Source organism: Acinetobacter sp. TR3 (assembly GCF_027105055.1).
Taxonomy (GTDB): Bacteria; Pseudomonadota; Gammaproteobacteria; order Pseudomonadales; family Moraxellaceae; genus Acinetobacter.
The window spans coordinates 1,372,216-1,395,973 of the sequence record NZ_CP114264.1; the positions used below are offsets into that span (position 1 = coordinate 1,372,216).

The 23,758-nt window shown below is 37.5% G+C and carries 21 protein-coding genes; 12 read left to right on the forward strand and 9 right to left on the reverse strand.

Annotated elements, in window-relative coordinates:
* The first annotated feature begins 37 nt into the window (after nucleotides 1-37).
* Nucleotides 38-2,617, forward strand: a complete 2,580-nt coding sequence (gene clpB, locus O1449_RS06350; protein WP_269239477.1) for an ATP-dependent chaperone ClpB — start codon at nucleotides 38-40, stop codon at nucleotides 2,615-2,617.
* Between the two features lie 167 nt (nucleotides 2,618-2,784).
* Nucleotides 2,785-3,204 (forward strand): hypothetical protein, encoded by a 420-nt coding sequence (locus tag O1449_RS06355; protein ID WP_269239478.1) that lies wholly within the window; start codon nucleotides 2,785-2,787, stop codon nucleotides 3,202-3,204.
* Between the two features lie 16 nt (nucleotides 3,205-3,220).
* On the opposite strand, the gene rlmKL is transcribed toward O1449_RS06355, so the two are convergent.
* Nucleotides 3,221-5,425, reverse strand: coding sequence for a bifunctional 23S rRNA (guanine(2069)-N(7))-methyltransferase RlmK/23S rRNA (guanine(2445)-N(2))-methyltransferase RlmL (gene rlmKL, locus O1449_RS06360; RefSeq protein WP_269239479.1), 2,205 nt, complete (start codon nucleotides 5,423-5,425; stop codon nucleotides 3,221-3,223).
* 439 nt (nucleotides 5,426-5,864) lie between these two features.
* On the opposite strand from rlmKL, the gene O1449_RS06365 reads away from it, so the two are divergent.
* The 4 genes from O1449_RS06365 (at nucleotide 5,865) to O1449_RS06380 (ending at nucleotide 9,531) form a co-directional block, all read left to right on the forward strand.
* Nucleotides 5,865-6,236 (forward strand): hypothetical protein, encoded by a 372-nt coding sequence (locus tag O1449_RS06365; protein ID WP_269230175.1) that lies wholly within the window; start codon nucleotides 5,865-5,867, stop codon nucleotides 6,234-6,236.
* A gap of 119 nt (nucleotides 6,237-6,355) precedes the next feature.
* Nucleotides 6,356-7,372: an aspartate carbamoyltransferase catalytic subunit gene (locus O1449_RS06370; RefSeq protein WP_004662590.1), complete on the forward strand. Its 1,017-nt coding sequence runs from the start codon at nucleotides 6,356-6,358 to the stop codon at nucleotides 7,370-7,372.
* Between the two features lie 12 nt (nucleotides 7,373-7,384).
* Nucleotides 7,385-8,617, forward strand: a complete 1,233-nt coding sequence (locus O1449_RS06375) for a dihydroorotase (protein ID WP_269239480.1) — start codon at nucleotides 7,385-7,387, stop codon at nucleotides 8,615-8,617.
* 131 nt (nucleotides 8,618-8,748) lie between these two features.
* Entirely contained in the window at nucleotides 8,749-9,531 is a 783-nt protein-coding gene (locus O1449_RS06380) for a Rossmann-like and DUF2520 domain-containing protein (RefSeq protein ID WP_269239481.1), read from the forward strand.
* Nucleotides 9,532-9,716: 185 nt separating this feature from the next.
* On the opposite strand, the gene O1449_RS06385 is transcribed toward O1449_RS06380, so the two are convergent.
* Nucleotides 9,717-10,076, reverse strand: coding sequence for a hypothetical protein (locus O1449_RS06385; RefSeq protein WP_046738100.1), 360 nt, complete (start codon nucleotides 10,074-10,076; stop codon nucleotides 9,717-9,719).
* A gap of 365 nt (nucleotides 10,077-10,441) precedes the next feature.
* Nucleotides 10,442-11,158 carry a tRNA (guanosine(46)-N7)-methyltransferase TrmB gene (trmB, locus tag O1449_RS06390; RefSeq protein WP_269230178.1) on the reverse strand — a complete coding sequence of 239 codons (717 nt, stop codon included), beginning with the start codon at nucleotides 11,156-11,158 and terminating at the stop codon, nucleotides 10,442-10,444.
* A gap of 184 nt (nucleotides 11,159-11,342) precedes the next feature.
* On the opposite strand from trmB, the gene O1449_RS06395 reads away from it, so the two are divergent.
* Both O1449_RS06395 and O1449_RS06400 read left to right on the forward strand, forming a co-directional pair.
* On the forward strand, nucleotides 11,343-13,805 hold the full coding sequence (locus tag O1449_RS06395; protein ID WP_269239482.1) for an ExeM/NucH family extracellular endonuclease: 2,463 nt from the start codon (nucleotides 11,343-11,345) through the stop codon (nucleotides 13,803-13,805).
* Nucleotides 13,806-14,043: 238 nt separating this feature from the next.
* Complete coding sequence (locus O1449_RS06400; protein WP_004662579.1) at nucleotides 14,044-14,655, forward strand: glutathione binding-like protein; 612 nt, start codon at nucleotides 14,044-14,046, stop codon at nucleotides 14,653-14,655.
* Between the two features lie 55 nt (nucleotides 14,656-14,710).
* Here O1449_RS06400 and O1449_RS06405 read toward each other — a convergent pair whose 3' ends face one another.
* Nucleotides 14,711-15,055 carry a hypothetical protein gene (locus O1449_RS06405; protein ID WP_269230180.1) on the reverse strand — a complete coding sequence of 115 codons (345 nt, stop codon included), beginning with the start codon at nucleotides 15,053-15,055 and terminating at the stop codon, nucleotides 14,711-14,713.
* Nucleotides 15,056-15,214: 159 nt separating this feature from the next.
* The gene (gene ahpF, locus O1449_RS06410) at nucleotides 15,215-16,780 is read right to left on the reverse strand and encodes an alkyl hydroperoxide reductase subunit F (protein ID WP_269239483.1); all 1,566 of its coding nucleotides are present in this window, start codon (nucleotides 16,778-16,780) and stop codon (nucleotides 15,215-15,217) included.
* Between the two features lie 231 nt (nucleotides 16,781-17,011).
* On the opposite strand from ahpF, the gene O1449_RS06415 reads away from it, so the two are divergent.
* Both O1449_RS06415 and O1449_RS06420 read left to right on the forward strand, forming a co-directional pair.
* Nucleotides 17,012-17,230: a DUF1653 domain-containing protein gene (locus O1449_RS06415; RefSeq protein WP_004662574.1), complete on the forward strand. Its 219-nt coding sequence runs from the start codon at nucleotides 17,012-17,014 to the stop codon at nucleotides 17,228-17,230.
* Nucleotides 17,231-17,268: 38 nt separating this feature from the next.
* Nucleotides 17,269-17,856, forward strand: a complete 588-nt coding sequence (locus tag O1449_RS06420) for an O-methyltransferase (RefSeq protein ID WP_269239484.1) — start codon at nucleotides 17,269-17,271, stop codon at nucleotides 17,854-17,856.
* Here the strand turns inward: O1449_RS06420 and O1449_RS06425 are convergent.
* Nucleotides 17,833-18,882: a helix-turn-helix domain-containing protein gene (locus O1449_RS06425; protein WP_269239485.1), complete on the reverse strand. Its 1,050-nt coding sequence runs from the start codon at nucleotides 18,880-18,882 to the stop codon at nucleotides 17,833-17,835. The genes O1449_RS06420 and O1449_RS06425 overlap by 24 nt on opposite strands.
* Before the next feature lie 122 nt (nucleotides 18,883-19,004).
* Here O1449_RS06425 and O1449_RS06430 point away from each other — a divergent pair, with 122 nt between their 5' ends.
* Nucleotides 19,005-20,204 (forward strand): alkane 1-monooxygenase, encoded by a 1,200-nt coding sequence (locus O1449_RS06430; RefSeq protein WP_269239486.1) that lies wholly within the window; start codon nucleotides 19,005-19,007, stop codon nucleotides 20,202-20,204.
* Nucleotides 20,205-20,238: 34 nt separating this feature from the next.
* Here O1449_RS06430 and O1449_RS06435 read toward each other — a convergent pair whose 3' ends face one another.
* From O1449_RS06435 to ahpC, 3 genes are all read right to left on the reverse strand, one after another.
* Nucleotides 20,239-20,940: an IS1-like element ISPa14 family transposase gene (locus O1449_RS06435; protein ID WP_001223318.1), complete on the reverse strand. Its 702-nt coding sequence runs from the start codon at nucleotides 20,938-20,940 to the stop codon at nucleotides 20,239-20,241.
* A 106-nt stretch (nucleotides 20,941-21,046) separates the two neighbouring features.
* Complete coding sequence (locus O1449_RS06440; RefSeq protein WP_269230184.1) at nucleotides 21,047-21,259, reverse strand: KTSC domain-containing protein; 213 nt, start codon at nucleotides 21,257-21,259, stop codon at nucleotides 21,047-21,049.
* 253 nt (nucleotides 21,260-21,512) lie between these two features.
* Complete coding sequence (gene ahpC / locus O1449_RS06445; protein WP_004662563.1) at nucleotides 21,513-22,076, reverse strand: alkyl hydroperoxide reductase subunit C; 564 nt, start codon at nucleotides 22,074-22,076, stop codon at nucleotides 21,513-21,515.
* 499 nt (nucleotides 22,077-22,575) lie between these two features.
* Here ahpC and O1449_RS06450 point away from each other — a divergent pair, with 499 nt between their 5' ends.
* Nucleotides 22,576-23,736 carry a sterol desaturase family protein gene (locus O1449_RS06450; protein ID WP_269230185.1) on the forward strand — a complete coding sequence of 387 codons (1,161 nt, stop codon included), beginning with the start codon at nucleotides 22,576-22,578 and terminating at the stop codon, nucleotides 23,734-23,736.
* The last annotated feature ends 22 nt before the right edge of the window (nucleotides 23,737-23,758 follow it).

Sequence of the window (23,758 nt, forward strand, 5' to 3'; positions counted from 1 at the left end):
GTGGTAAGTTAAAAATTTGTTGTGAGGAATAACAAGAATGCGTTTTGAAAAATTTACGAACCGTCTACAGCAAGCTCTTTCAGATGCACAATCATTGGCAATGGGTAAAGACCATACTTCTATTGCGGGTATTCATATTCTATCGACTTTGTTAGAAGAACCTGCCAATTTAAGTTTGTTGCAGCAATCAGGTGCTCGCTTGCCTGAGTTGAAACAAAAGTTAGAACAAGCGATAAGAAATGCACCGACTTTATCAAATCCAACAGGAGATATTAATCTTAATCCTGAAGCGGTAAAGATCTTAAATTTAGCTGATCGTTATGCGCAAAAAGCAGGCGATGAATTTTTATCAACAGATTGGGTGTTGTTAAGTTTAGCGGAAACAGGTGAAACCAAAACGATATTAAACAGCGTTGGGGTAACACCAGATAGTTTACGCAAAGTAATTGAAAATATTCGAGGAAATGACAAAGTCATGAGCAATAATCATGAAGATCAACGCGATTCATTGAATAAATATACCATTGATTTAACAGAACGTGCTTTGGCAGGTAAGCTTGATCCAGTTATTGGTCGTGATGATGAAATACGTCGCACAATACAGGTTTTATCACGCCGAACTAAAAATAACCCAGTCTTGATTGGTGAACCTGGCGTGGGTAAAACTGCGATTGTTGAAGGTCTAGCGCAACGAATTATTAATGGTGAAGTTCCTGAAAGTCTAAAAAGCAAACGGGTATTGTCTTTGGATCTAGGTTCGTTGCTTGCAGGTGCTAAATATCGCGGTGAGTTTGAGGAACGTTTGAAAGCCGTTCTGAATGATCTTGCAAAACAAGAAGGTGAAGTCATTCTATTTATTGATGAATTACATACACTTGTAGGCGCAGGAAAAGGCGATGGCGCAATGGATGCAGGTAATATGTTGAAACCTGCTTTAGCACGTGGTGAGTTGCGTTGTGTTGGAGCAACAACTTTAGATGAATATCGTCAATATATTGAGAAAGATGCTGCCCTAGAGCGTCGTTTCCAAAAAGTACTCGTTGATGAACCAAGCGTAGAAGATACCATTGCGATTTTGCGTGGTCTAAAGGAAAAATATGCAACGCATCATGGCGTTCAAATTTTAGACTCAGCAATTATTGCAGCTGCAAAAATGTCGCATCGTTATATCACGGATCGTCAATTGCCTGATAAAGCCATTGATTTAATTGATGAAGCTGCTTCACGTATTAAAATGGAGATCGATTCTAAACCAGAAGCTTTAGATAAACTTGATCGCCGTTTAATCCAATTGAAAATGCAATTAGAAGCAGTGAAGAAAGATGAAGATGCTGGCAGTAAAGCTGAAGTGAATCATCTTGAACAGCAAATTGCTGAAAAGCAAAAAGAATATAATGATCTAGAGGAAATTTGGAAAGCCGAGAAGACACTCGTTGAAGGTGATAAGAAAGCTCAGGTTGAATTGGATCAAGCACGTGTTGCTTTAGAAAAAGCAAAACGTGAAGGTGATTTGGCTGAAGCAGCACGCTTACAATATGGCGTGATTCCTGAGTTGCAAAAACGCTTGGAACAAGCGGAAGTCGCTGAGGAAAATGAAGAACCGAAGCTAATTCGTACCAAAGTGACTGAAAATGAAATTGCTGAAGTAGTGAGTGCGGCAACAGGCATTCCTGTGGCGAAAATGCTACAAGGTGAACGTGAAAAACTACTGAATATGGAAGAGTTTTTACATAATCGTGTAGTCGGGCAACATGAAGCTGTGGTTGCAGTTTCCAATGCAGTCCGTCGCTCACGTGCAGGTTTATCTGATCCGAATCGTCCGAGTGGATCATTCTTATTCCTTGGACCGACAGGTGTGGGTAAAACTGAGTTAACTAAAGCATTAGCAAACTTCTTGTTTGATAGTGATGATGCCATGATTCGTATCGATATGTCTGAATTTATGGAAAAGCATTCTGTCAGCCGTTTAGTGGGTGCTCCTCCGGGATATGTCGGTTATGAAGAAGGCGGAGTTTTAACAGAAGCTGTTCGTCGTAAGCCATATAGTGTGGTGTTATTTGACGAAGTGGAAAAAGCCCATCCAGATGTATTCAATATCCTGTTACAGGTATTGGATGATGGTCGCTTAACTGATTCTCAAGGTCGTGTTATCGATTTTAAAAATACGGTCATTGTGATGACATCTAACCTAGGTTCACAAGATGTTCGTGAATTAGGTGAAGGTGCAACTGATGAGGAAGTTCGAACAGTGGTCATGAGTGCTGTAACTCAACATTTCCGTCCTGAGTTCATTAACCGTATTGATGAATTAGTCATTTTCCATTCATTGAAGAAAGCTCAAATTCGTGGTATCGCGGATATTCAATTGAATCGTTTACGTTCACGTCTGAGCGAACGAGATATGGGTTTAACTGTGGATGATAGTGCATTTGATCTATTGATTGATGCTGGTTTTGATTCAATCTACGGTGCACGACCACTAAAACGTGCAATACAGCAACAAGTTGAAAATAACTTGGCTCAGAAAATCTTATCTGGTGAATTCCAGCCCGGAGATAATATTCTGATTAAAGGTGATAGTGGTCAGCTTGTGTTTGATAAAATGAAACTTAGCTAAATCTAATTTGAATGATTGGCTAAAAAGATGGTGATGAAAATCGCCATCTTTTTTTATATCAGTGCAATTTATCTGATTTCCTAAGGAATATTACCAATGACATTGCGATTTTATGAAAAGCTTGATAGTTTCGGAATAAATAAGAAAAAAATTCAGGATGAATTAAAATGGAGAATAAGCAGCATTATTACACTTATATTGGTGTAATTGTGTTCTTGACGGCTTTACCATTAATTGGTTCGGCTGCACAACCGATGACAGAGGGAACTTTAGCCTTGCAAACAGGTATGTTGAACAAGGCGCTGCCTAATATTATTGAGAAAGCACAGCGGGATGCGATGCAGCCGGAAGAGGAGCGTTGGCGTACGCAACGTGTTTTAAGCGATCGTAATTTACGTGAAATAAGAATTAGTATGCTTGGTGAAGGAGCTTTGTCGCCTTACGAAGAACAAAAGAAAACATCTCTAATGGATGTCCGTGAGAAAAAGAAAGTGAATTTGAAGCCCCATACTGAAGCTCCAGATCGTTTTATGATTTATGAATTTGACTCTCCTAATATTAAAAGAGCCAGAATCACTTTCAAATGATGAGATATGCTATTCCTTAGATTGCAGGGTGTTGGATTTTCCAAGCACGATGAATTTTCTGATTACGTTTAAAGTCTAGGCCTATCGTTTCAGAAGTAATTTCTTCAACTTGATACATTGCTTCGATTTCTTCATCTAACTCAAACCCACGATAGTTATTTGAGAAGTACAAAGTACCATCACTAGTTAAACGGTTCATTGCACGTTTAAGCAGAGAAACATGGTCGCGCTGTACATCAAATGTGCCATAAAACTTTTTCGAGTTAGAGAAAGTTGGAGGGTCAATGAAGATGAGATCGTATTGTTCATGGCCTTCTTTTAACCACTCAAAGCAATCGCTCGAAAAGAACATATGTTGTTCATCAGCATGATCTACAGTTAAACCATTCAATACAAAATTTTCTTTTGACCAATTCAAATAAGTATTTGATAGGTCGACACTCGTGGTACTTGCTGCACCGCCAAGTGCTGCATGTAAGCTAGCAGTTGAGGTATAGCTATAAAGATTAAGAAAATGTTTGCCACGTGCTTCTTTGGCAATTCTTAGACGAATTTGACGGTGATCTAAGAATAAACCAGTATCTAAATAGTCTGTTAAATTGACGAGAATTTTAGCTTTGCCTTCCTGCACAATAAAACGTTTAGACGCAGTGCTTTGTTTTTCATATTGATTGGTTCCCGTTTGCTTTGCACGAGTTTTGATAAAAATTGCGTCACGATTTAAGCCTGTTACTGCACGAATGGCAGCTAAACCCAAATTAAAACGTTTTTTTGCTTTTTCAGGATCAATTGTTTTTGGTGGTGCATATTCCTGAACATGCAAACGATCTCCATATAAATCGACGGCAATGTTAAAATCAGGTAGATCGGCATCATACAAACGTAAGCAAAATATATTTTCTTTCACAGCCCATTTCTTTAAGGCTTGCATATTTTTTTGCAAACGATTGGTAAAGTCTTCCGCACCTTCAATTTTTTCAAATTGCTGAGGTTGCCACGTCGCTAAGAATGGTTGAACTACGGCTGCAGGTTTTATTGTGCCGAAACGGATATAAATTGGAAGTTTACCATTCATCAAACGTAAAGTTTGAGGTTCGGTGATGGCTAGTACATCTGCTTGTTCAATTTGTGCTGCAATCACGGCAACAGGTTGATTTGGAAAATTCTTTTGTAATAATCCTGATAGACCTAAATAGAATGATCGACTAGAGGCTTTATCACCTAAACGTTCCCCATAAGGCGGGTTGGTGACAATAAAGGCTTTTTTACCTTCAGCGTGGAAATCATCCCAATCAGCTAAAGTACGTTCCTCAATTTGAATCTGATCGAGGATTTTTTCAAAACCTGCTGCAATGATGTTTTGGCGAGTAGCTTTAACTGCTTCCCAATCCGCATCGTAGGCATAAAACTTAGGCAGAGGTTGCTCTAAAGCCTTCGCATGACGTTCTGCTGCTTCTGCTTTAAGTGATAACCACAGTTCACGATCATGTCCATGCCAACCATTGAAGCCAAAGCGACGTACTAAACCTGGTGCACGATCAGTTAAAATCATTAATGATTCAATAATGAATGTGCCTGAACCACACATTGGGTCAAGAATTAAATCAGGTTGCAGTTGTTGTAGTTTTGCTTTTTGTAAGATTGCCGCTGCAAGGTTTTCTTTAATCGGTGCATCCGTCATAAAGTGACGATAGCCACGTTTATGTAAAGAATCACCTGATAAATCTAGGCAGTAAGTATGCTCGGTTTTACCAGCTAGTACATAAAGTGTAATTTCGGGCTGTTTAATATCAATACTTGGGCGTTTTCCAACCGCTTCCATAAATGAATCAACTACACTATCTTTAACTCGTAGAGTAGCGAATTGTGTATTGACTTTAATTTCGCGTTCTACATGTAGACGAACAGCAAAGGTACTTTGTGGTGCAAAAATTAGAGACCAGTCAAAGCTAATTGCACCTTCATAGAGCTCTTCTGCAACATCACGTGCATCATGCGTAAATTCAAGTTCATGGGTATGAATTGGTAACAACACACGAGAGGCAAGACGTGACCACATACAAACGCGATAGGCATTCTCTAGTGTGCCTTTAAATATTAAACGTCCAGCAAAACGTTGGATATTTTGAATGCCTAAATTCTCAAGTTCTTGTTGTAATAAGGTTTCAAGCCCGTCAGCACAGGTCACCCAATAGTCTGTTAGACGTGGTTTAGCGTTCATTCAAATTTCCAAAACATTTTTAGCAATCGGCTATTTTAACTGATTTTGGAGTATTGATGCGGTTGATATTTGCATCATTGGTAGGAATTTTAAAATTTATTTACATCAAACTGGACTCTCAAACCCCAAAATAAAGTGAATTGTTTTGTATAAATTTTTTAATTATTGCCTTTGTTCACAGAATTGGCAGCCTGCCGATCAATCGGATTAAAACTTTTGTGCTGTATTTGATGTGTCCGATTTTCTTTTCAAAGTGTATTCACAGCATAGGTATTGGATGTGAATCGTGGGAATGTTTATCTATTTTTTCTTATATAGACTCAGAGTATCATGATGTAAAGAAAATAATTTTTTGAATATATTTGAATAGTTGGTATATGTTTTGCTTCTCTCTAAGCGGATGATCAACAAGCACTTCTCCCAACGATGTGAGGACGTTATGAAAGCAAATATGAACCATGAACTTGTACTAAATGCCGAAGCTTTTTCTGTTGCAACTCAAATGTACGTGCGATTAAGACGAGTGTCTGGTCGAGTTATTGATGTTATGTATTTAGTCCACGATAAAGATTATGCAAAGTATGTCGTAGAAATCGCATTAGCAACTGAAGATACAGAGTTAGAACGTTATGCTGCACGCTTAGGTTCTTTAATTGATTTATACCCTGAGCCAATTTTGGCCCTTGATGAAGCTAAAGATGATTCAATCAATACGATGATTGATGATTTGGATACATATTCCTCAGAAGTAACTGATGAGGAAATTTACAAAGCGCAAGTTGCTCATCACTATATTGGTGCATTACGTTAATTCATTATGTTGCAACTCCCTAATTAATTGCAACATAATGGTGAAAAGTTGTTCTGCGAAAGTAGAGAAATTGGGCTACACTATGCAAGTTTTGGTGATTCGACCTATAGGAATCTTTTATGCATATTGCAGCCCTGCATCAACCAAGTCAGGTTCAATTGAATCAACAAGGAAATTTAAAGCACTTCTTAACCATTGAAGGTCTTTCTAAAGAAAGCCTGACCAAGATTTTAGATACCGCACAAAGTTTTTTAGACGACAATAATAATTTGATTAACCGTCCGTTATTAGAAGGGCTGACGGTAATGAATCTTTTCTTCGAAAACTCTACTCGAACTCGCACTACATTTGAGGCAGCTGCAAAACGGTTGTCTGCAAATGTTCTGAATATCGATATTGCACGTTCAAGTACCTCTAAAGGTGAAACTTTACGTGATACGCTTTGGAATTTGGAAGCGATGGCTGCGGATATTTTCGTAGTTCGTCATTCATCTTCTGGGGCAGCACATTTTATTGCTAAAGATGTTTGTCCTAAAGTGGCAATTATCAATGCAGGGGATGGACGCCACGCGCATCCGACTCAAGCAATGCTCGATATGTTGACGATCCGTCGGGAAACCAAAAAGCCATTTGAAGCGCTTAGTGTTGCCATTATTGGTGATATTAAGCATTCACGTGTAGCACGTTCCAATGTGGCTGCTTTACAAACTTTAGGTTGCAAAGATATTCGCGTGATTGCACCAAATACGTTATTACCAGTTGGTTTTAATGAATATGGCGAAAATGTACGCCTGTTTAATAAAATGGATGCAGGCGTGACAGACTGTGATGTGATTATTGCATTGCGAATTCAAAATGAGCGTATTGATTCACCTGCATTATCTTCACAATCTGAATTCTACAAAATGTATGGTCTAAACAAAGAACGCTTGGCGCTCGCTAAACCTGATTGTATCGTTATGCATCCTGGTCCAATGAACCGTGGTGTTGAAATTGATTCAAGTGTTGCGGATGGAGATCAATCGGTTATTTTGAAACAAGTCACCAACGGTATTGCAGTACGAATGGCGGTACTGGCACTTGCAATGCAAGGGCAGTTACAGGAACAAGGTTTAATTGAAGCGATTGCACTTTAAAGGATAGATCACATGAGTATTGTAAAAGTTGAAAATGTCCGTGTGCTCGATCCAATTCAAAAAACTGATCAAGTTCAAACGGTTTATATTAAGAATGGTAAATTGGTCGATAGCGCAGATCAAATTGATGAAACGATTGACGGTCAAGGTAAATGGTTAATGCCAACCATGGTTGACTTGTGTGCACGCTTACGTGAGCCAGGGCAACAACAACATGGGACATTAAAGTCAGAAGGTAAAGCTGCGCGTGCGAATGGTATTTTGCATGTCATTACTCCACCAGACTCAAAGCCAATCGTACAAGATAATGGCGCACTCATTCATGGTCTGATTGAAAAGGCACAACTAGATGGCGGTATTTATCTACATATTATTGGTGCACAAACTCAAGGCTTAAATGGGAAGCAACCAGCGAATATGGCAGGCTTAAAGAAAGGTGGTTGTACTGCCGTTTCCAATGCCAATGCCGCATTTGAAAATGATGATGTTGTGATTCGTACTCTTGAGTATGCTGCTGGTTTGGATTTGACCGTTGTCTTTTATGCCGAAGAGCCACAGCTTGCAAAAGATGGTTGTGCGCACGAAGGTTTTATCGCTTCTCGTCAAGGTTTACCAATGATTCCTGCACTTGCTGAAACAGTTGCCATTGCTAAATACCTTTTGATGATTGAAGCAACAGGTGTGAAAGCACATTTTGGTTTATTGTCTTGTGGTGCGTCAGTTGATTTGATTCGCGCAGCTAAAGCCAAAGGTTTGCCAGTCACTGCGGATGTTGCGATGCACCAATTACATTTGACTGAACAACTCACTGACGGTTTTAACTCACTTGCGCATGTTCGCCCACCATTACGTTCTGAGCAAGATAAAGCATTGTTACGTCAAGGTGTGAAAGAAGGCGTGATAGATGCAATTTGTACTCATCATGAACCATTAAGTAGTTCAGCAAAAATGGCGCCTTTTGCAGAAACGCAACCTGGAATAACGGCTTTTGATACTTATGTCGCTTTGGGTGTGCAACTGATTCAAGAAAGTCTGTTTGGACCATTAGAATGGGTTGAAAAAGTGACTTCAATTCCAGCGCAAGTTGCAAATATGACTGAACGTTGGCAGCAAGAAGCCGGTTGGGTATTGGTTGATCCAGAACTAGAGTGGGTAGTATCAAAAGAGACAATTTTATCTCAAGGTAAAAATACACCTTTGCTAGGCCAGACTTTGAAAGGTAAAGCAGTACAGACATTCATCTAAACTTTGTTGCTGAGCAGAATAGGTTTTGTGACTTATTCTGCTTAACTTTTTAGTAAGCTAATTCATTATTAGAAATTTTCCGTAAATAATTTAATAATGAATAGCTTTGCTTGTATATAGGTCGAATAAAAATGAGAATTACATTTATTGGTGCAGGGCGCGTTGCTTATCATTTAGCAAAAGTACTACATCCTGATCACCAGATTGTACAAGTTTTTAGTCGTGATTTAGAAAAAGCAAATCGTTTAGCATCTTTAGTTGAAGCCACTGGGATTAATCATTTTGATCAATTAAACTCCAATACTGATCTCGTTATTATTGCCATATCAGACCAATCCATACCTGATGTTATTCAGGAAATTAATCATTATTTGCAGCAAGCATTAATTGTTCATACCTCAGGAAGTACCAGTTTAGAGGTGCTTTCAACAGTATATGAGAGATCTGGCGTATTTTATCCCTTACAAACTTTTAGTCATGAGCGTGCGATTGATTGGGCCGAAACACCTATGTTTGTCGAGGCAGTTCGTTACAATGACTTGGAGTTGCTCGCTTCATTAGCGCATAGTCTGACTCCGAAGGTTTATCAATATAGTTCTCAACAACGCCAGACATTACACATGGCTGCTGTTTTTGCATGTAATTTTAGCAATTACTGTTATGATCTTTCTAAACAAATTGTTGATGAGCAACAGGTTGATTTTTCTTTACTTTATCCATTGATTTTAGAAACTGCTCAAAAAGCAACGATCAATAATCCTAAAGAAATGCAAACAGGTCCTGCAATGCGTGGTGATGAAAATATTTTAAAAATGCATCAACAATTATTAGAAAAGAATTCAGGAAGCGATCTTGTTGATGTTTATAAACTTTTAAGTGAAAGTATTATGAAACGACATTTACACGGAAAATAATGATAGGGAAACCATTTCATTTTATTTGTGATGGACAAAATTTGAATGATTTTTAATATCAAGAAATGTTAGAAAAGCATGTATTTGTATTCTAGAAAATCGAGCGATTATCTGTAAATACATTGAGCTGATACAATTTTTTTAAATATCAGCTTAGAAAGAATGTAAATATGCCTTAAGCTTAATCAATTTTTCTGTTTAAAACGATGTTTACATTTGAGGCAAAGATAGTCTTGGAAAATATTCTTGTCGATCGCCACACCTGCTTTTTTCCCAAAAATATTACCTACGATTCCTCCAGTAATACCGACACTAATTGCACCTACAAATGTTCCGATAGTCCCACCCACAATTACGCCTAATGGACCTGCTACAGTACCAATCGTGGCACCAACTGATGCACCTGTTGCAGCTCCACCCACTGTTCCTGCAGTAGTTCCAGCCGCAGTCATTAGAACTCCGCCTGTTGTTTTTAGTAATTTGTTATGATCACGTACTTCGATTTCTGTAGAACCACATTTAGGGCATTGCAGTGTTTTTTCCATAAAACCAACCTATCTTCATCATTGAGTTAAATCATTACAGTGAATAGTACTCATTGTTTATGAAACGATAATTTCTTAAAGGGATGTAAAAATTAACGATTTCTCATTTTAGCTAAATATGGGTAAAAAATATTTATAGATCATGTAAATAGAAGAGCTTAAATTTGATCAGATTTGATTTTATAAAGTGAGTTCGATAATAACGGTTTTAGAGATATCGTTTTTATCGTCTATGGACACCAGAGAGCATTCAGTTTTTTGTTCTTTTAAGATTTGAAAAAACTAATATGAGTAAGCCAATAAGAGATAAATAGCATTAAATAAATAATATTTAATGCTATTTGTATTTGAAATTTTACGAGTCACTACTTAATTTTTTTAAAAATAAAGTCATTGATCTTGTGACCAGATTCAAGTCCACGACGTTCGAATTTAGTTACTGGACGCCATTCAGGGCGAGGGTAGCTATTGCCTTTACCTGCTAGATTTTCTAGATTAGGACGATGATCTAAAACGTCAAGCATCCATTCTGCGTATGGCTCCCAATCAGTAGCAGCATGGAAAGTGCCTCCAAGCTCTAACTTTTGTTCAACCAGTTGCATACGCTCGTGAATCACAAAACGACGTTTAAAGTGACGTTTTTTCTGCCATGGGTCTGGGAAGTACAGTTGCACACAGTTAATGCTATTGTCTGGCATTTCACGTAGTACTTGGATCGCATCTGCATCGAGTACAAACAAGTTCTTTAAACCAGCCATACCGACTTCATACACACATTGTGCGATACCAGGAATATGCACTTCAATCCCGACAAAGTTACGCTCAGGATTTGCCTTTGCCATTAACATTAAAGAACGACCCATACCAAAGCCGATTTCGACTGTTAATGGGCGCTCAGGGTGTTCAAAGTGTTGACGTAAATCACCAACAGGATATTCCAAAATTAAATCACGATAATCTTCTAAAGCAGTACGTTGTGAAGTATTGAGCGGAGCTGAACGACGCATAAACGTCACAATTTCACGGTGCTCTGGCAAATTGTCGAGTTCCGTAATTTGCGTTTCTAACTGATCGTTTGACATGATTCTGGAGATATAAAGATAGAAATGCCGTATTTTAAGTGTTCAGGTGGTCAAGTCAAATGTTTAAATGACTTTATTTAAGGGTTCATTTTTTTGATTGCCTAAAACTTGTAAAAAAATCTTCATATCGTTGTCACACAGATTGAATAGCCTAATGTCGATTTGAACATTAAGTAAAAAATTTATGAAAAACTTTAAATTCCATTCGATTGCAGTTTGTTTAGGATTGTTGGGTGCATCTTCGATATTTTCTGTGGCACATGCGCAGCTTATGTTTAGCCAGTATATTGATGGCAATAGCAATAAAAAGGGATTAGAAATTTATAATCCAGATGCGACATCGGTTAACTTGGCTGATTATGAGATCCAACAGTTTAATAATGGCACGACGTTGAAGCCTTTAGTTTTTCCTTTGAATGGGAACCTGAAAAGTAAGGGGCGCTTTCTAGTTGGACATGCTGCATTACAAACTGAGCTAGGTGATAAGGTTAATCAAGTCGCTGGATTTACGTTTAATGGTGATGATGCAATATTATTAGTTTATAAAGGGAAAGTGATTGATCGTTTTGGACGATTAGGTGAACAACCTACGTCAGGCGGTTGGGGAACAACTACTATCAGTAAAGCGAATAGTTTTACTCGCTTGCAAACGGTCAATCCTGTAACTGAAATTGATCCAACCACAGCATTTGATTTAGATGGTTCATGGCGTACATGGAAGGATCGGAATGATTTTTCAAATATAACAGGTTCAACAACACCTCCTGTCAGTGAAACAGTGAGTTGCTCTAGTACGGACACAGCGATTGCAGATTTAAATAATAAAGCAACTCAAGGGCAAAACTATACGCTCCGCGGTGTGATCACTGCTGATTATCGTTATGAAAATGGTTTTTCTGGCTTCTATATTCAAACTGTTGATAGCAAAGCTAAACCAAACATGAGTAATGCGATTTTTGTTTATATTCCAGCGAGTAGCTCTGTTAAAGGTGGGCAAGTTGGGGATGAAGTGATCTTACGAGGACGTTTGACTGCGTATCAAAACCAATTACAGATTGATCAGTTACAGCAAAATATTTTGACCTGTAATAGCAATATGGCAAGCCAGGTACAGCCAAAAAGTGTTGATTTACCGTTTAATAGTTTGACTGAATTAACTGTAAATTCACCACAACTTTATCAAGGAATGTTGGTAAAACTACCACAAACTTTAACCATCAGTGAAAATTATAATTATGGTCGCTTTGGTGAGCTGTCACTGAGTAAGGAGCGATTATTTATTCCAACAAACTTATATCCACCTTTATCTGCTGAGGCAAAAGCATTAGCACAGAAAAACTTATTATCGAAGATTATTTTAGATGATGGTTATAACAATCAAAACAGAACGCCTTGGTTGCCGCAGAGCTTCAGTGCAACAAATAGTTTGCGCTCTGGTGATCAGCTTAAGAACATTGAAGGGATTTTAGAATATCGTTTTAATTGTTGGCGCATTCAGCCTATTCAGGGGCGTAATCTCCCAGAATTGGTCGCTAAAACACCATCAAGACCAAATGTCACCACTAAAGATACGCAGTTGATTCGTGCAGCAGCATTTAATGTCTTAAATTATGATAATGGTAAAACAGGATTTCCTACTGAGCGTGGTGCATCTAGTCAAGCTGAGTTTGATAAACAACATCGTAAAATTATCAAAGCATTAAAAGCAATTGATGCCGATGTATACGGTTTGATGGAAATTGCAAACAATGGCTATGATAAAAATAGTGCAATTGCATATTTAACCCAAGCTTTAGGCGCTGATTGGAAATATGTAGTTCCTGAAAATCAGGATCGTTTAGGAACAGATGTGATTGCTGTTGCCATTATTTATAACAGCAAACGTATAAAACCTGTGAACAAGCCAGTTGTACTTGATTTAGGTGATAAAAATAGATCGACGATTGCGCAAACTTTTCAACCGCTTTCTGGAAAGCAAATGTTCACGATTATTCCTAATCACTTGAAATCTAAAGGATGTACAGGTGTTGACACGAATACAACAGACGCTGATCAAAAAGATGGGCAAGGTTGTTGGAACCCGACACGTGTGAAAGCTGTTCAACAGCTCGTTCAATGGATGGCAAAAAATCCAACTCAAGTAGAAAAGCCAAACATCTTAGTTTTAGGGGATATGAATAGTTATGCCAAAGAAGATCCGATTCAGGTGTTTGAAAAGGCAAATTACAAAGTTCTATTAAATGACAAAGTTGTAGGGCAAGGTGAGCAGGCTTATAGCTATGTATTTGGTGTATCAAGTAATACGGAAGGCTATGGTGGCGCAGGCAATTTAGATCACGCAATTGCAGATGCAAATTTATATAGTAAAGTAAAAAAAGCATTTACTTGGCATATCAATGCAGATGAACCAACCGTTTTAGATTACAACGAAGAATATAAAACCGATGCACAAAAAGCATTATTTTTCTCAGAAGATGCTTATCGCTCTTCAGATCATGATCCTGTAATTGTTGATCTTGATATGAGTGATGTCGAGAATAAACCTTCACCGTCAAATACTTCATCGGGGAGTTTTGGATGGTTATCGATCTTAGGTCTTTTGGGTCTTGCAAGTTTTTCCAAGCGCTCAAGAAAAGATAAAGTGTGATCTATGCAAAAAGAGGAGGATAGAAGTAATCTATTCTCCTCAAAAAATGATCTATTTGAGCAGGATATATACGATGATAATAAAAAGTTGACATAAGACTACTTGCAAAATCATGTAATTTCACTAATAGTCAGATCATTCAGTATTTTTTACTTTTTTTGACAAATTTGTGGAAACACATTTTGCAAATTAAGGTAAAGCATTTTAGAACATAAGAGTTAGATAACAAGGATCAATTATGAAGTTGTATTATTCGCCTGGTGCTTGCTCATTGGCAGCACATATTATTTTAAATGAAATAAATGTAGATTTTGACTTAGAACGCGTTGACCTAAAAACACATAAAACCTCGAAAGGGGTAGATTATTATGAAATTAACCCGAAAGGTTATGTTCCAGCTTTAGAGATTAATCCTGGTTTAATCTTAACTGAGAATGTTGCCATCTTACCGTTTCTGGCACAACACGATCCTAAACAGGATTTAATTCCACCATCGGGCATGGGGCGTGCCAAAGTCCTTGAATGGTTAGGTTATTTAAATTCTGAGTTGCATGATGCTTATGCAGTTTTCTTTAGTGGTAAGTTAACTGATGATGAAAAAACCAAAGCGTATGCTGAAGTAGATCGTTTACTGAAATATATCGACAATTATTTAGCTGAATCAGAATATGATTATTTAGTGGATGATAATTTTGGTCCAGCAGATGCGTATTTATTTGTACTTACAAATTGGTCAAATCATATTGAACATGACTTAACACCTTATATTCATATTATCGCTTTGCGTAATAAAGTGGCCGAACGTCAGTCGGTACAAATTGCAATGCGTGATGAAGGATTACTCGGTTAGTTTTCTCTGCATTAAAAAAGCCTCTGTGATCAGAGGCTTTTTTATAATCAAAAGATTATTGTTGAGCTTTTTCTTTTACATCAGCAGCGCCGTTTTCAACTGCACCAGCAACTTTAGCAGTTGCATCACGTGCAGCGGCTTCAGTTTTTGCAGCAGCTTCAGCAGTTGCATTCGCAGTATGATCAGCAGCAGCATCAATTTGATCAGCAGCAGTATCTACCGCAGTAGCAACATTGCTCGCAGCAGAATCAGCAGCATTTTTTACATCAGCACTCGCTTGATCAGCGGCATGTTCTAAGTGTTCGCCAGTAGTTGCCCCAGTTTCAGGCGCTTTATCTTTATTACAGCCTACAAGTGCAACAGTAGCAGCGAGACCTAATGCAACAAGTAATTTATTCATTTTCATGTTTCCTTTTCTTTGTGGCATCCAATAGGTATGGATAGCGAAAATATAAACATAAACTGTATGAATAATAAAGTTGAAAATTTGTTGATAACTTGTAAAAACACGCACTTACATTTTTGAAATGTAAATGCGTGCACATGTTTTTAGATTATTTTAAACACCAGAACGGATCATATAATCAAAAGCTGATAGAGAAGCTTTAGCACCTTCACCTGTCGCAATAATGATTTGCTTGTATGGTACGGTGGTACAGTCACCCGCAGCAAATACACCTTTGACATTGGTTTCATTTCGATCATTGATCACAATCTCACCACGATTGCTGAGTTCAACCGCACTGTTCTTCAAGAAATCCGTGTTAGGTAATAAACCAATCTGCACAAAGATTCCTGCAAGCTCAACTGTATGTTCAACATCAGTCGCACGATCTTTATATTTCAACGCAGTGACTTGTGAACCATCACCGACCACTTCAGTACTGAGCGCATTTAAGATTACAGTGGTATTTGACAAGCTATTTAACTTGTCTTGCAACACTTGATCTGCACGAAGCTTGGTATCAAACTCCACCAACGTCACATGCTCAACAATGCCTGCAAGGTCAATCGCTGCTTCTACACCAGAGTTACCACCACCAATCACCGCAACACGCTTGCCTTTGAAGAGTGGGCCATCACAGTGCGGGCAGTACGCCACACCACGAGTACGGTATTCTGCTTCACCCGGTACATTCATTTCTCTCCAACGTGCGCCTGTTGAAAGAATAATGGTTTTAGATTCAAGCTTAGCCCCATTTTCCAATTCAACTTCAACCAGACCATTGGCCGTTTGATCTGCACCTGTGATCTTGCTGACACGTTGCAAATTCATGATGTCCACGCCATATTCACGAACATGCGCTTCCATATCTTGAGCAAACTTCGGACCTACCGTTTTTTGTACTGTCGTGAAGTTCTCAATGTCCATGGTATCCATGACCTGACCACCAAAACGTTCAGCCACGATACCTGTTTTGATGCCTTTACGTGCTGCGTAGATCGCCGCTGTACCACCTGCAGGACCACCACCAATCACCAATACATCAAAAGCCTCTTTCGCATTGAGAAGAGCTGCATCTTTCTCTGCTGAGTTAGTATCTAACTTCGCCACGATTTCTTCCAAAGTCATACGACCTTGTCCAATATGTTCATTGTCTTGGAACAGCATCGGTACAGCCAAGATTTTACGTTCCTCAACTTCTTCTTGGAAAAAACCACCATCAATCATGGTCGCAGTTGCATTCGGGTTATAGATTGCAATTAAATTTAAGGCTTGAACCACATCTGGACAGTTATGGCAGCTTAAAGATACAAACACATCAAAGTTTGATTTTAAGTTTAAACCTTTGATCTGAGTTAATACTTCATCAGAGACTTTAGGGGCATAGCCTGACACTTGTAATAAAGCCAAGATCAAAGAAGTAAACTCATGTCCCATCGGTAAACCAGCAAAGAACACACGTGGTTGTTCACCTGCTTTAGCCACACCGAAACTCGGACGGCGAGCGTTTGAACCGTCAAAACGTGCCGTGACTTGATCAGAAAGTTCTGCAATTTCAGTCACAAGTTCTTTGATCTTTGCGGCTTTGTCTGATTCATCTAAAGCTGCAACTAACTCGATTGGACTTTCTAAACGTTCTAAGTAAGCTTTTAATTGCGTTTTAATATTTTGATCTAACATGTATTTCTCCAAATTCTAAGCAGTTCAAATCAGCTAAATTCATTCAATGAAGCTATAGTACGCAAAATATATAAATAGGTAAAACAGTATGTTTTTATAAATTTAATCGGATTTTTGAATTTTAAAGTATATTTGTGGAACTTTTGTGCGTACATGAGCATAAAAATTTGAATCGAATCGAACTTGTTATATAACTGCAATCATTTCATGGCATATATAAGGAAGCAGAAAATGGTATTACAACGTGGTATTTATCAACACTACAAGGGTCAAATTTATCAGGTATTTAATGTTGCTCGACATAGCGAAACTGAGGAACAACTTGTTGTATATCAGTGTTTATATGGTGATTATTCAATGTGGGTGCGTCCATTATCAATGTTTGTTGAAACAGTTGAACTTGAAGATGGGCAAGTTATTCCACGTTTTAAATTAATACAAGCGACTTAAATTTGACCTTTTGCTTTTGAGCATTACGGAGACAAGACATGACGAGCACCGTTTTTTTACAACGTATTGCTGATTTATATGATGAATTTAAGCAACATGATGCTCGGCAGTCTGATCGTTTAAGACGTTACCGAAATATTGAAGCAGAATCTGCTAAGTTACTTGGGATGTTAGTACGTACTCAGCAATCAAAGCAGATTCTAGAAATTGGAACATCGACAGGATATTCAACCTTATGGTTGGCTGAAGCCGCAAAATCAGTTGGAGGTAAAGTTCAAACCTTAGAGATTAATGCTTTCCGTAGTGCTCAAGCCAAGAAATATGCTGAAGAATTTGGATTAGAGAGTTTTATTGATTTTTGGGTGGGCGATGCCTCAGATTATTTGGCACAAGCAACTGAATCCTATGATCTAATTTTATTAGATGCAGAGCGTGGCTGTTATGTGAGTTATTGGAATGATTTAAAACGTCTATTGCAGTTCTCGGGTAATACTTTAATCGTAGATAATGTGATTTCGCATGCTGCTGAGGTCAAAGATTTTCTTGAGTTGATCAAAGCAGATGAAAACTATATGAGTACCATTTTGCCTGTTGGTGCTGGTCTATGTATGGTCGTCCTGAAGTAAGGGCATCTGATTTTGATATTTTAGGCGATAGCTTTGTGGGCTACAACCAATAATTTTATTAAATGCACGGGTAAAGTTGGCAGGGTTCGAATAGCCTAATTCATAAGCAATATGGGTGATGGTAAACTTGGAATTCTTTAATAAATCAATGGCCCGCTCGGTGCTAATCTGCTGCTTTAAATTTTGAAATTCAACTCCTTGTTGCTGCAAATAACGTTGTAAAGTTTTGGTGGAAATATTTAGAACTTTAGCGCATTCGGTTAATGTTGGAATCTGATTGGCTTGTCTTAACATCATGCTGACCCATTCAACAATTTCACCTTGATGATAAATTTTCTGAATCTGTTCCTGACAACGTTGTTCAACCACTTTTAGGCTATGAGCATCCGCCAAAGGTAATGGCAGTGCCAGTTGTTGCTGATCAATAACAACGCGTATACCTGATATCCATGTGTAATTAAAATGAAAATTTGCTTTAACGAGATGTATATAGCGTTCAGCATAAACAGGCTCGGGTATACTTAAATAAATTTGGTAACGTTGTAATTGTTGTCCTGCAAGTTCTAATAAGCTGTAATAAAATCCAACGGCAATTGCTTCAATATGAAATGCTAAACATTGCTTATTCATTTGCAAGATGGGTTCAAGTAATAACTCAACCTTATGTTGATGAGTTGGAAATTGAATCGATAGCTTAAAGCTTGGCATAATTAGCCGAAAATATTGTGCGATTAATCTCAATGCATGTTCTAAATTTGGACTGGTCATTAATGCATATCCAACCAAACTATGCGAACTGAGTTTTAGATTTTTACCGAGTTCAAAAGCCAAATCTTCTGTATTAGGTAGGCTCAGGCCAAGTGCAATAAATTGTTCAATTTGTTGAATTGATAAAAGCTCAGTTTTAGAAAGTTCGTTATGAAATGCGTTTAATACCTCATTATCATATTGATGAGTACCAATCAGAATTTCGATCAACCGTAAATAATAACGAGACGGAATAACAGGGATTTGCTGTTTTTGCACAATAAAAATCCAGTAAAGTCTTAAAATGATAATATCAAGTCTTAAAATGATAATATAGAGTGGCTGCAAAAGAACACAATCAATTCAAGCAAAACATTTTGTGTTTGATTGAGGAATTTCTAATGAATATGCATACTCAACTGGATGTAGAGCAGGCAACAACAACTTTTAAAGATAAAAAACGTCATTTGTGGTTATTGGGTTTGGCTGTACCGACTATTGCAATGAGTGGTTTAGCGGGTTATCAATTTGGACCGAAAAAAACCAAAAAATTCTTTGCCTCTTTTGGCCCATTATTTATTCATGGTGTTATTCCTGCATTGGATAAGTTAATTGGCGAGGACACAGAAAATCCACCACTTGATGCGATTGCAGATTTAGAAGCTGATCCATATTATTCTCGAATTGTTAAACTTTTTATTCCATTGCAATATGCGACCAATATTTACGGCACTTACTTGGCAAGCCGTAAAGGTACATCACTTGCAGATCAAGCGTTATTGGGTACGTTGGTGGGGATGGTGAATGGTATTGCCATCAATACGGCGCATGAATTGAGCCATAAAGGCGGTCGTCTCGAACATTATTTATCACATTTGGCATTAGCTCCATCGGGCTATAATCATTTCCGTATTGAGCATCCATATGGTCATCACCGCCGTGTTGCGACGCCAGAAGATCCAGCCTCATCTCGACTTGGTGAAACTTTCTGGAAATTTTTACCGCGTACAGTGATTGGTAGTTTCAAATCAGCGATTGAAATTGAGAAAAATCGTTTAGAGCGTAAAAAATTACCATTCTTCTGTAAAGAAAATGAGTTGATTCATGGATGGGCGATGTCTGCCATATACCATGCAGCCATGTTTAGCAAATTTGGAGTGCGTTCAGTACCGTTCCAAGTGACTCAGGCTGCCTATGCGATTACTTTGTTTGAATCGGTAAATTATATTGAGCATTATGGTTTAAAACGTGAAAAGAAAGCCAATGGTCAATATGAGCGTACTTTACCTGAACATAGTTGGAACAATAACAATGTAGTGACTAACTTGTTCTTGTATCAATTACAGCGTCACTCAGATCATCATGCAAATCCAACACGTAGCTTCCAGACTTTACGTCATTTTGAAGATGCACCGCAATTACCAGCAGGTTATGGTGCGATGATTTTGCCAGCCTTTATTCCTTCATGGTGGTCAAAAATTATGGATGATCGAGTTGTAGAGCATTACAAAGGGAATATGGAGAAAATTAATATTCATCCAGACGCAAAAGAAAAAATATTAGAGAAGTATGCTGAACAAGCTGAAGTCGAAGCTGCTTAATAAATTTGGTGGTGTTTCAAAAAGTATGCTGACATTAAATGAAGCCATTATTGATGTAAAAAAAGGTTAAGTCGAAAGCTTTAAAATGGTTTTCAATCTTTTTTGAAAAATTACAACTCCTTCTAAAACCGCGCCTAATTCGATGCCTTATTTTGCAATTATTACCTTCAATACCTACAGTAAAAAATTTACCAATACTTTGCTTGCAGTTTTTAAAAGCAGTTATGAAACTGTCCCAATGATCACTTGCAATTCGGGTGTAGTGAATACCTAATTGTTTAAGCTTTGTCTTCAATCGTTGAACTGTAGCTAAGTCTCTTTTACCCCAAACATAAGCAACAATCTCACCTGTTTCTCGATGGTAGGCGTAAATAAGCCATTGTTTATTATTTTTATTTCCCACAAAAGTCCAAAACTCATCAACTTCAAGAGACTCATAATGACTTTGTTTAGGCTGAATTTGGTAGGTCGATTCGGTTAAAGTACGTAAAACTTTACCGATACTGATTCGCTCAACTTCAGCGATATCTCGTATACCACTACCTCTGACCATCAACTGTAATATTTTTCGAGTAATGCCTGAATTACATCCTAGATAGCTCAGAGCATGGTCACCAATAAACTGACGTTTACAGTCTTTGCACTGATAGTTTTGTTTCCCATCTACTTTGATGCCATTTTTCTTTATACTGTCACTGAGGCAGGTTGGACATTTGATTTCTAGAGTTATTCGCATTTCTCTATTTTATCAAAATTCAACCTGCTTTGTTTCAGCATACTTTTTGAAACACCACCATAAATTTAAATAAAAAAACCAGCCTTAATATAGGCTGGTTTTTTATTTATGAGGCTAAAAGATAAAGTCGTTTAAAGTGAAGATCAAACTCAAGGTATTTATGAACAAATGCGGTCTTATCCGAGGTGCGTAGTAAATTATTATAAATAAACTCTGGAACAGGGTGATAAAGCTCGGCAGTGCCATTGCTATAGAAAATTTTTAAATAACGTGAAGAAATATCATATTTCCAAGAGGTTACAACAACAGTTTTTTCCATATATTTGCCCCCATTTCAGTTTTATCATTTAGTACATACAAAAAACTCTTTATGTTTCATAATTTGACATTACTCCATGTAATGCAGGCTGACAATTGATAAATGAATTTCGCTATAAATTTATAAGTATAAGAATTGTAAAAAATTTAATATTGAATTGAGATCGACGTATCGTAAAAAGTGACCAAATGACAAATAAAAAGAAACCACTCTTTTTAGAGTGGTTTCTTTTCAACATTGTTAAATCTAAAAATTAGATTTTACCAACTAAGTCGATTGATGGAGCAAGCGTTGCTTCACCTTCTTTCCATTTTGCTGGGCAAACTTCGCCTGGGTGGCTTGCTACGAATTGAGCAGCTTTAAGTTTACGTAAAGTTTCTGATACATCACGCGCAATTGCATTGTCATGAATTTCAGCAGTTTTAATCACGCCTTCAGGATTGATGATGAACGTACCACGTAAAGCTAAACCAGCTTCTTCAATATGCACATCAAAAGCACGTGTTAATTGATGCGTAGGGTCGCCAACTAATGGGAATTGAGCTTTACCTACAGCAGGAGAAGTCTCGTGCCATACTTTATGAGAGAAGTGAGTGTCAGTTGTTACGATATAAACTTCTGCACCAGCTTTTTTGAATTCTTCGTAGTTCTCAGCAGCATCTTCAACTTCAGTTGGGCAGTTAAAAGTAAATGCAGCTGGCATGAAAATAAGAACAGACCATTTGCCTTTAAGATCAGCATCAGTTACTTGAATGAATTCACCGTTACGGAATGCATCAGCTTTAAATGGTTTAACTTCAGTATTAATTAAGCTCATCATTGTCTCCATGATTGAGGTTTTATTGAGAGGCTATGCCTTACTTGTTTACGAGGTCAAGAATAAATAATTTTTAGTTATTGGGGAAATAGTATTTTTACATGACTAAAATCGGAAAATTGAATGAATCAATATAAAACGATTTTCACCCTAAGATATAAGCCTATTTGACTCCAACAAGATGAAGCAAATATGACGAATACCTAAAACTAACTTGCATAACAACATGCAGTCGATAGTATTAAAATTCAAGGGTAAAATTGAAAAAATCTAAAAAATATAGAGAAAACCAAGATATAGATTTAAGCACACGATAATTGTAATACGATGTTTTTATCGAACTGAGAGCTTATATTGTTTGTTTTCTGAGCTTGTATTAAATATTTGATCACTTTAGAATCCGCTAAATTTGATGGATGCTCAAATTTTTTTATTTGAGAAAAACGAAAATTTTAGCTCGGAAATTTACATTCTCGGGTATACAGTGAAATCTATAAAAATGACTGATCAATTAAGACAAAAATTCGAAAATTTAGAGTTGAATGCAGGCTTAGGTAAAATTAGTGCTTTTATTTCAATGTCCTTGGGTTTGTTAGCTATTTTTGGGGCTTTGTGTTTTATGTTCCCGTCGGTACTGACTATGCCTGAACTACGTCCTATTTATGCCAAACATTATGATATTTTTTATTTCAGTTTGATGTTTGGTATTACGCTGAGTGCTGGTTTTGGGATTTTTAGTGCGTTATTTCGACAAAATCGTTATGGTTTTTATGGCTTATGTTTTGCTGTTGTGGCAGCAGTTTTAGGCTGTGGATTAATTAAAGCGCCAACCTTACCCAACCTACCTTTTTACGCAGGTATTGATTATTTCATTTTAACCCTAGTGCTCTTGGCTCTTATCTTCATTCCACTTGAGGGGTTCTTTGCTAAAAATCCTGATCAAAAAATCTTAAGGGTAGGTTGGGTGACGGATATGAAATATTTCATGTTGAGTCATATCGGAATTCAATTGTTCACCTTTTTGACAGTGATGCCGATTCAATACTGGATTACCCACTTACCCAATAATCCAATCGTACCTTTTGTGCAAGCTCAGCCAATTTGGTTGCAGTTTATTGAGTTATTGATTGTGGTTGATTTCGTCGTGTACTGGTTGCACCGAGCGATGCATGAAATAGATCTATTATGGCGTTTCCATGCGATACATCATTCCACCGAGTATATGGATTGGTTGGCATCTTCACGACTGCACATCGTAGAAGTACTAATGACGCGCTTTATTGCCACCTTACCTATTTTCCTACTGGGCTTTCATACATCGGCTGTGTTTGCTTATCTTGTTTTTATTTCGTTTCATGCCATTTTTATTCATTCAAATGTACGTTTTCGTTTTCCATATTTGCGTTGGTTAATTGCAACTCCTGAGTTTCATCATTGGCACCATTCTTCAGAGAAGCCTGCGATTGATAAAAACTATGCTGCTTTTATTCCAATCTATGATGTGATCTTTAAAAGTGTTTATATGCCAAATCATCTTGCGAGTGTTTACGGCACAGTTGGTTATAAGATACCGAATAGTTTTGTTAAACAATTCACATGGCCATTTAAAAAGTATATAAAGCGTTTGCGTCAACATTTTGATCATTCATCTAAATCATAAGCATAAAGACACAACTGCATGA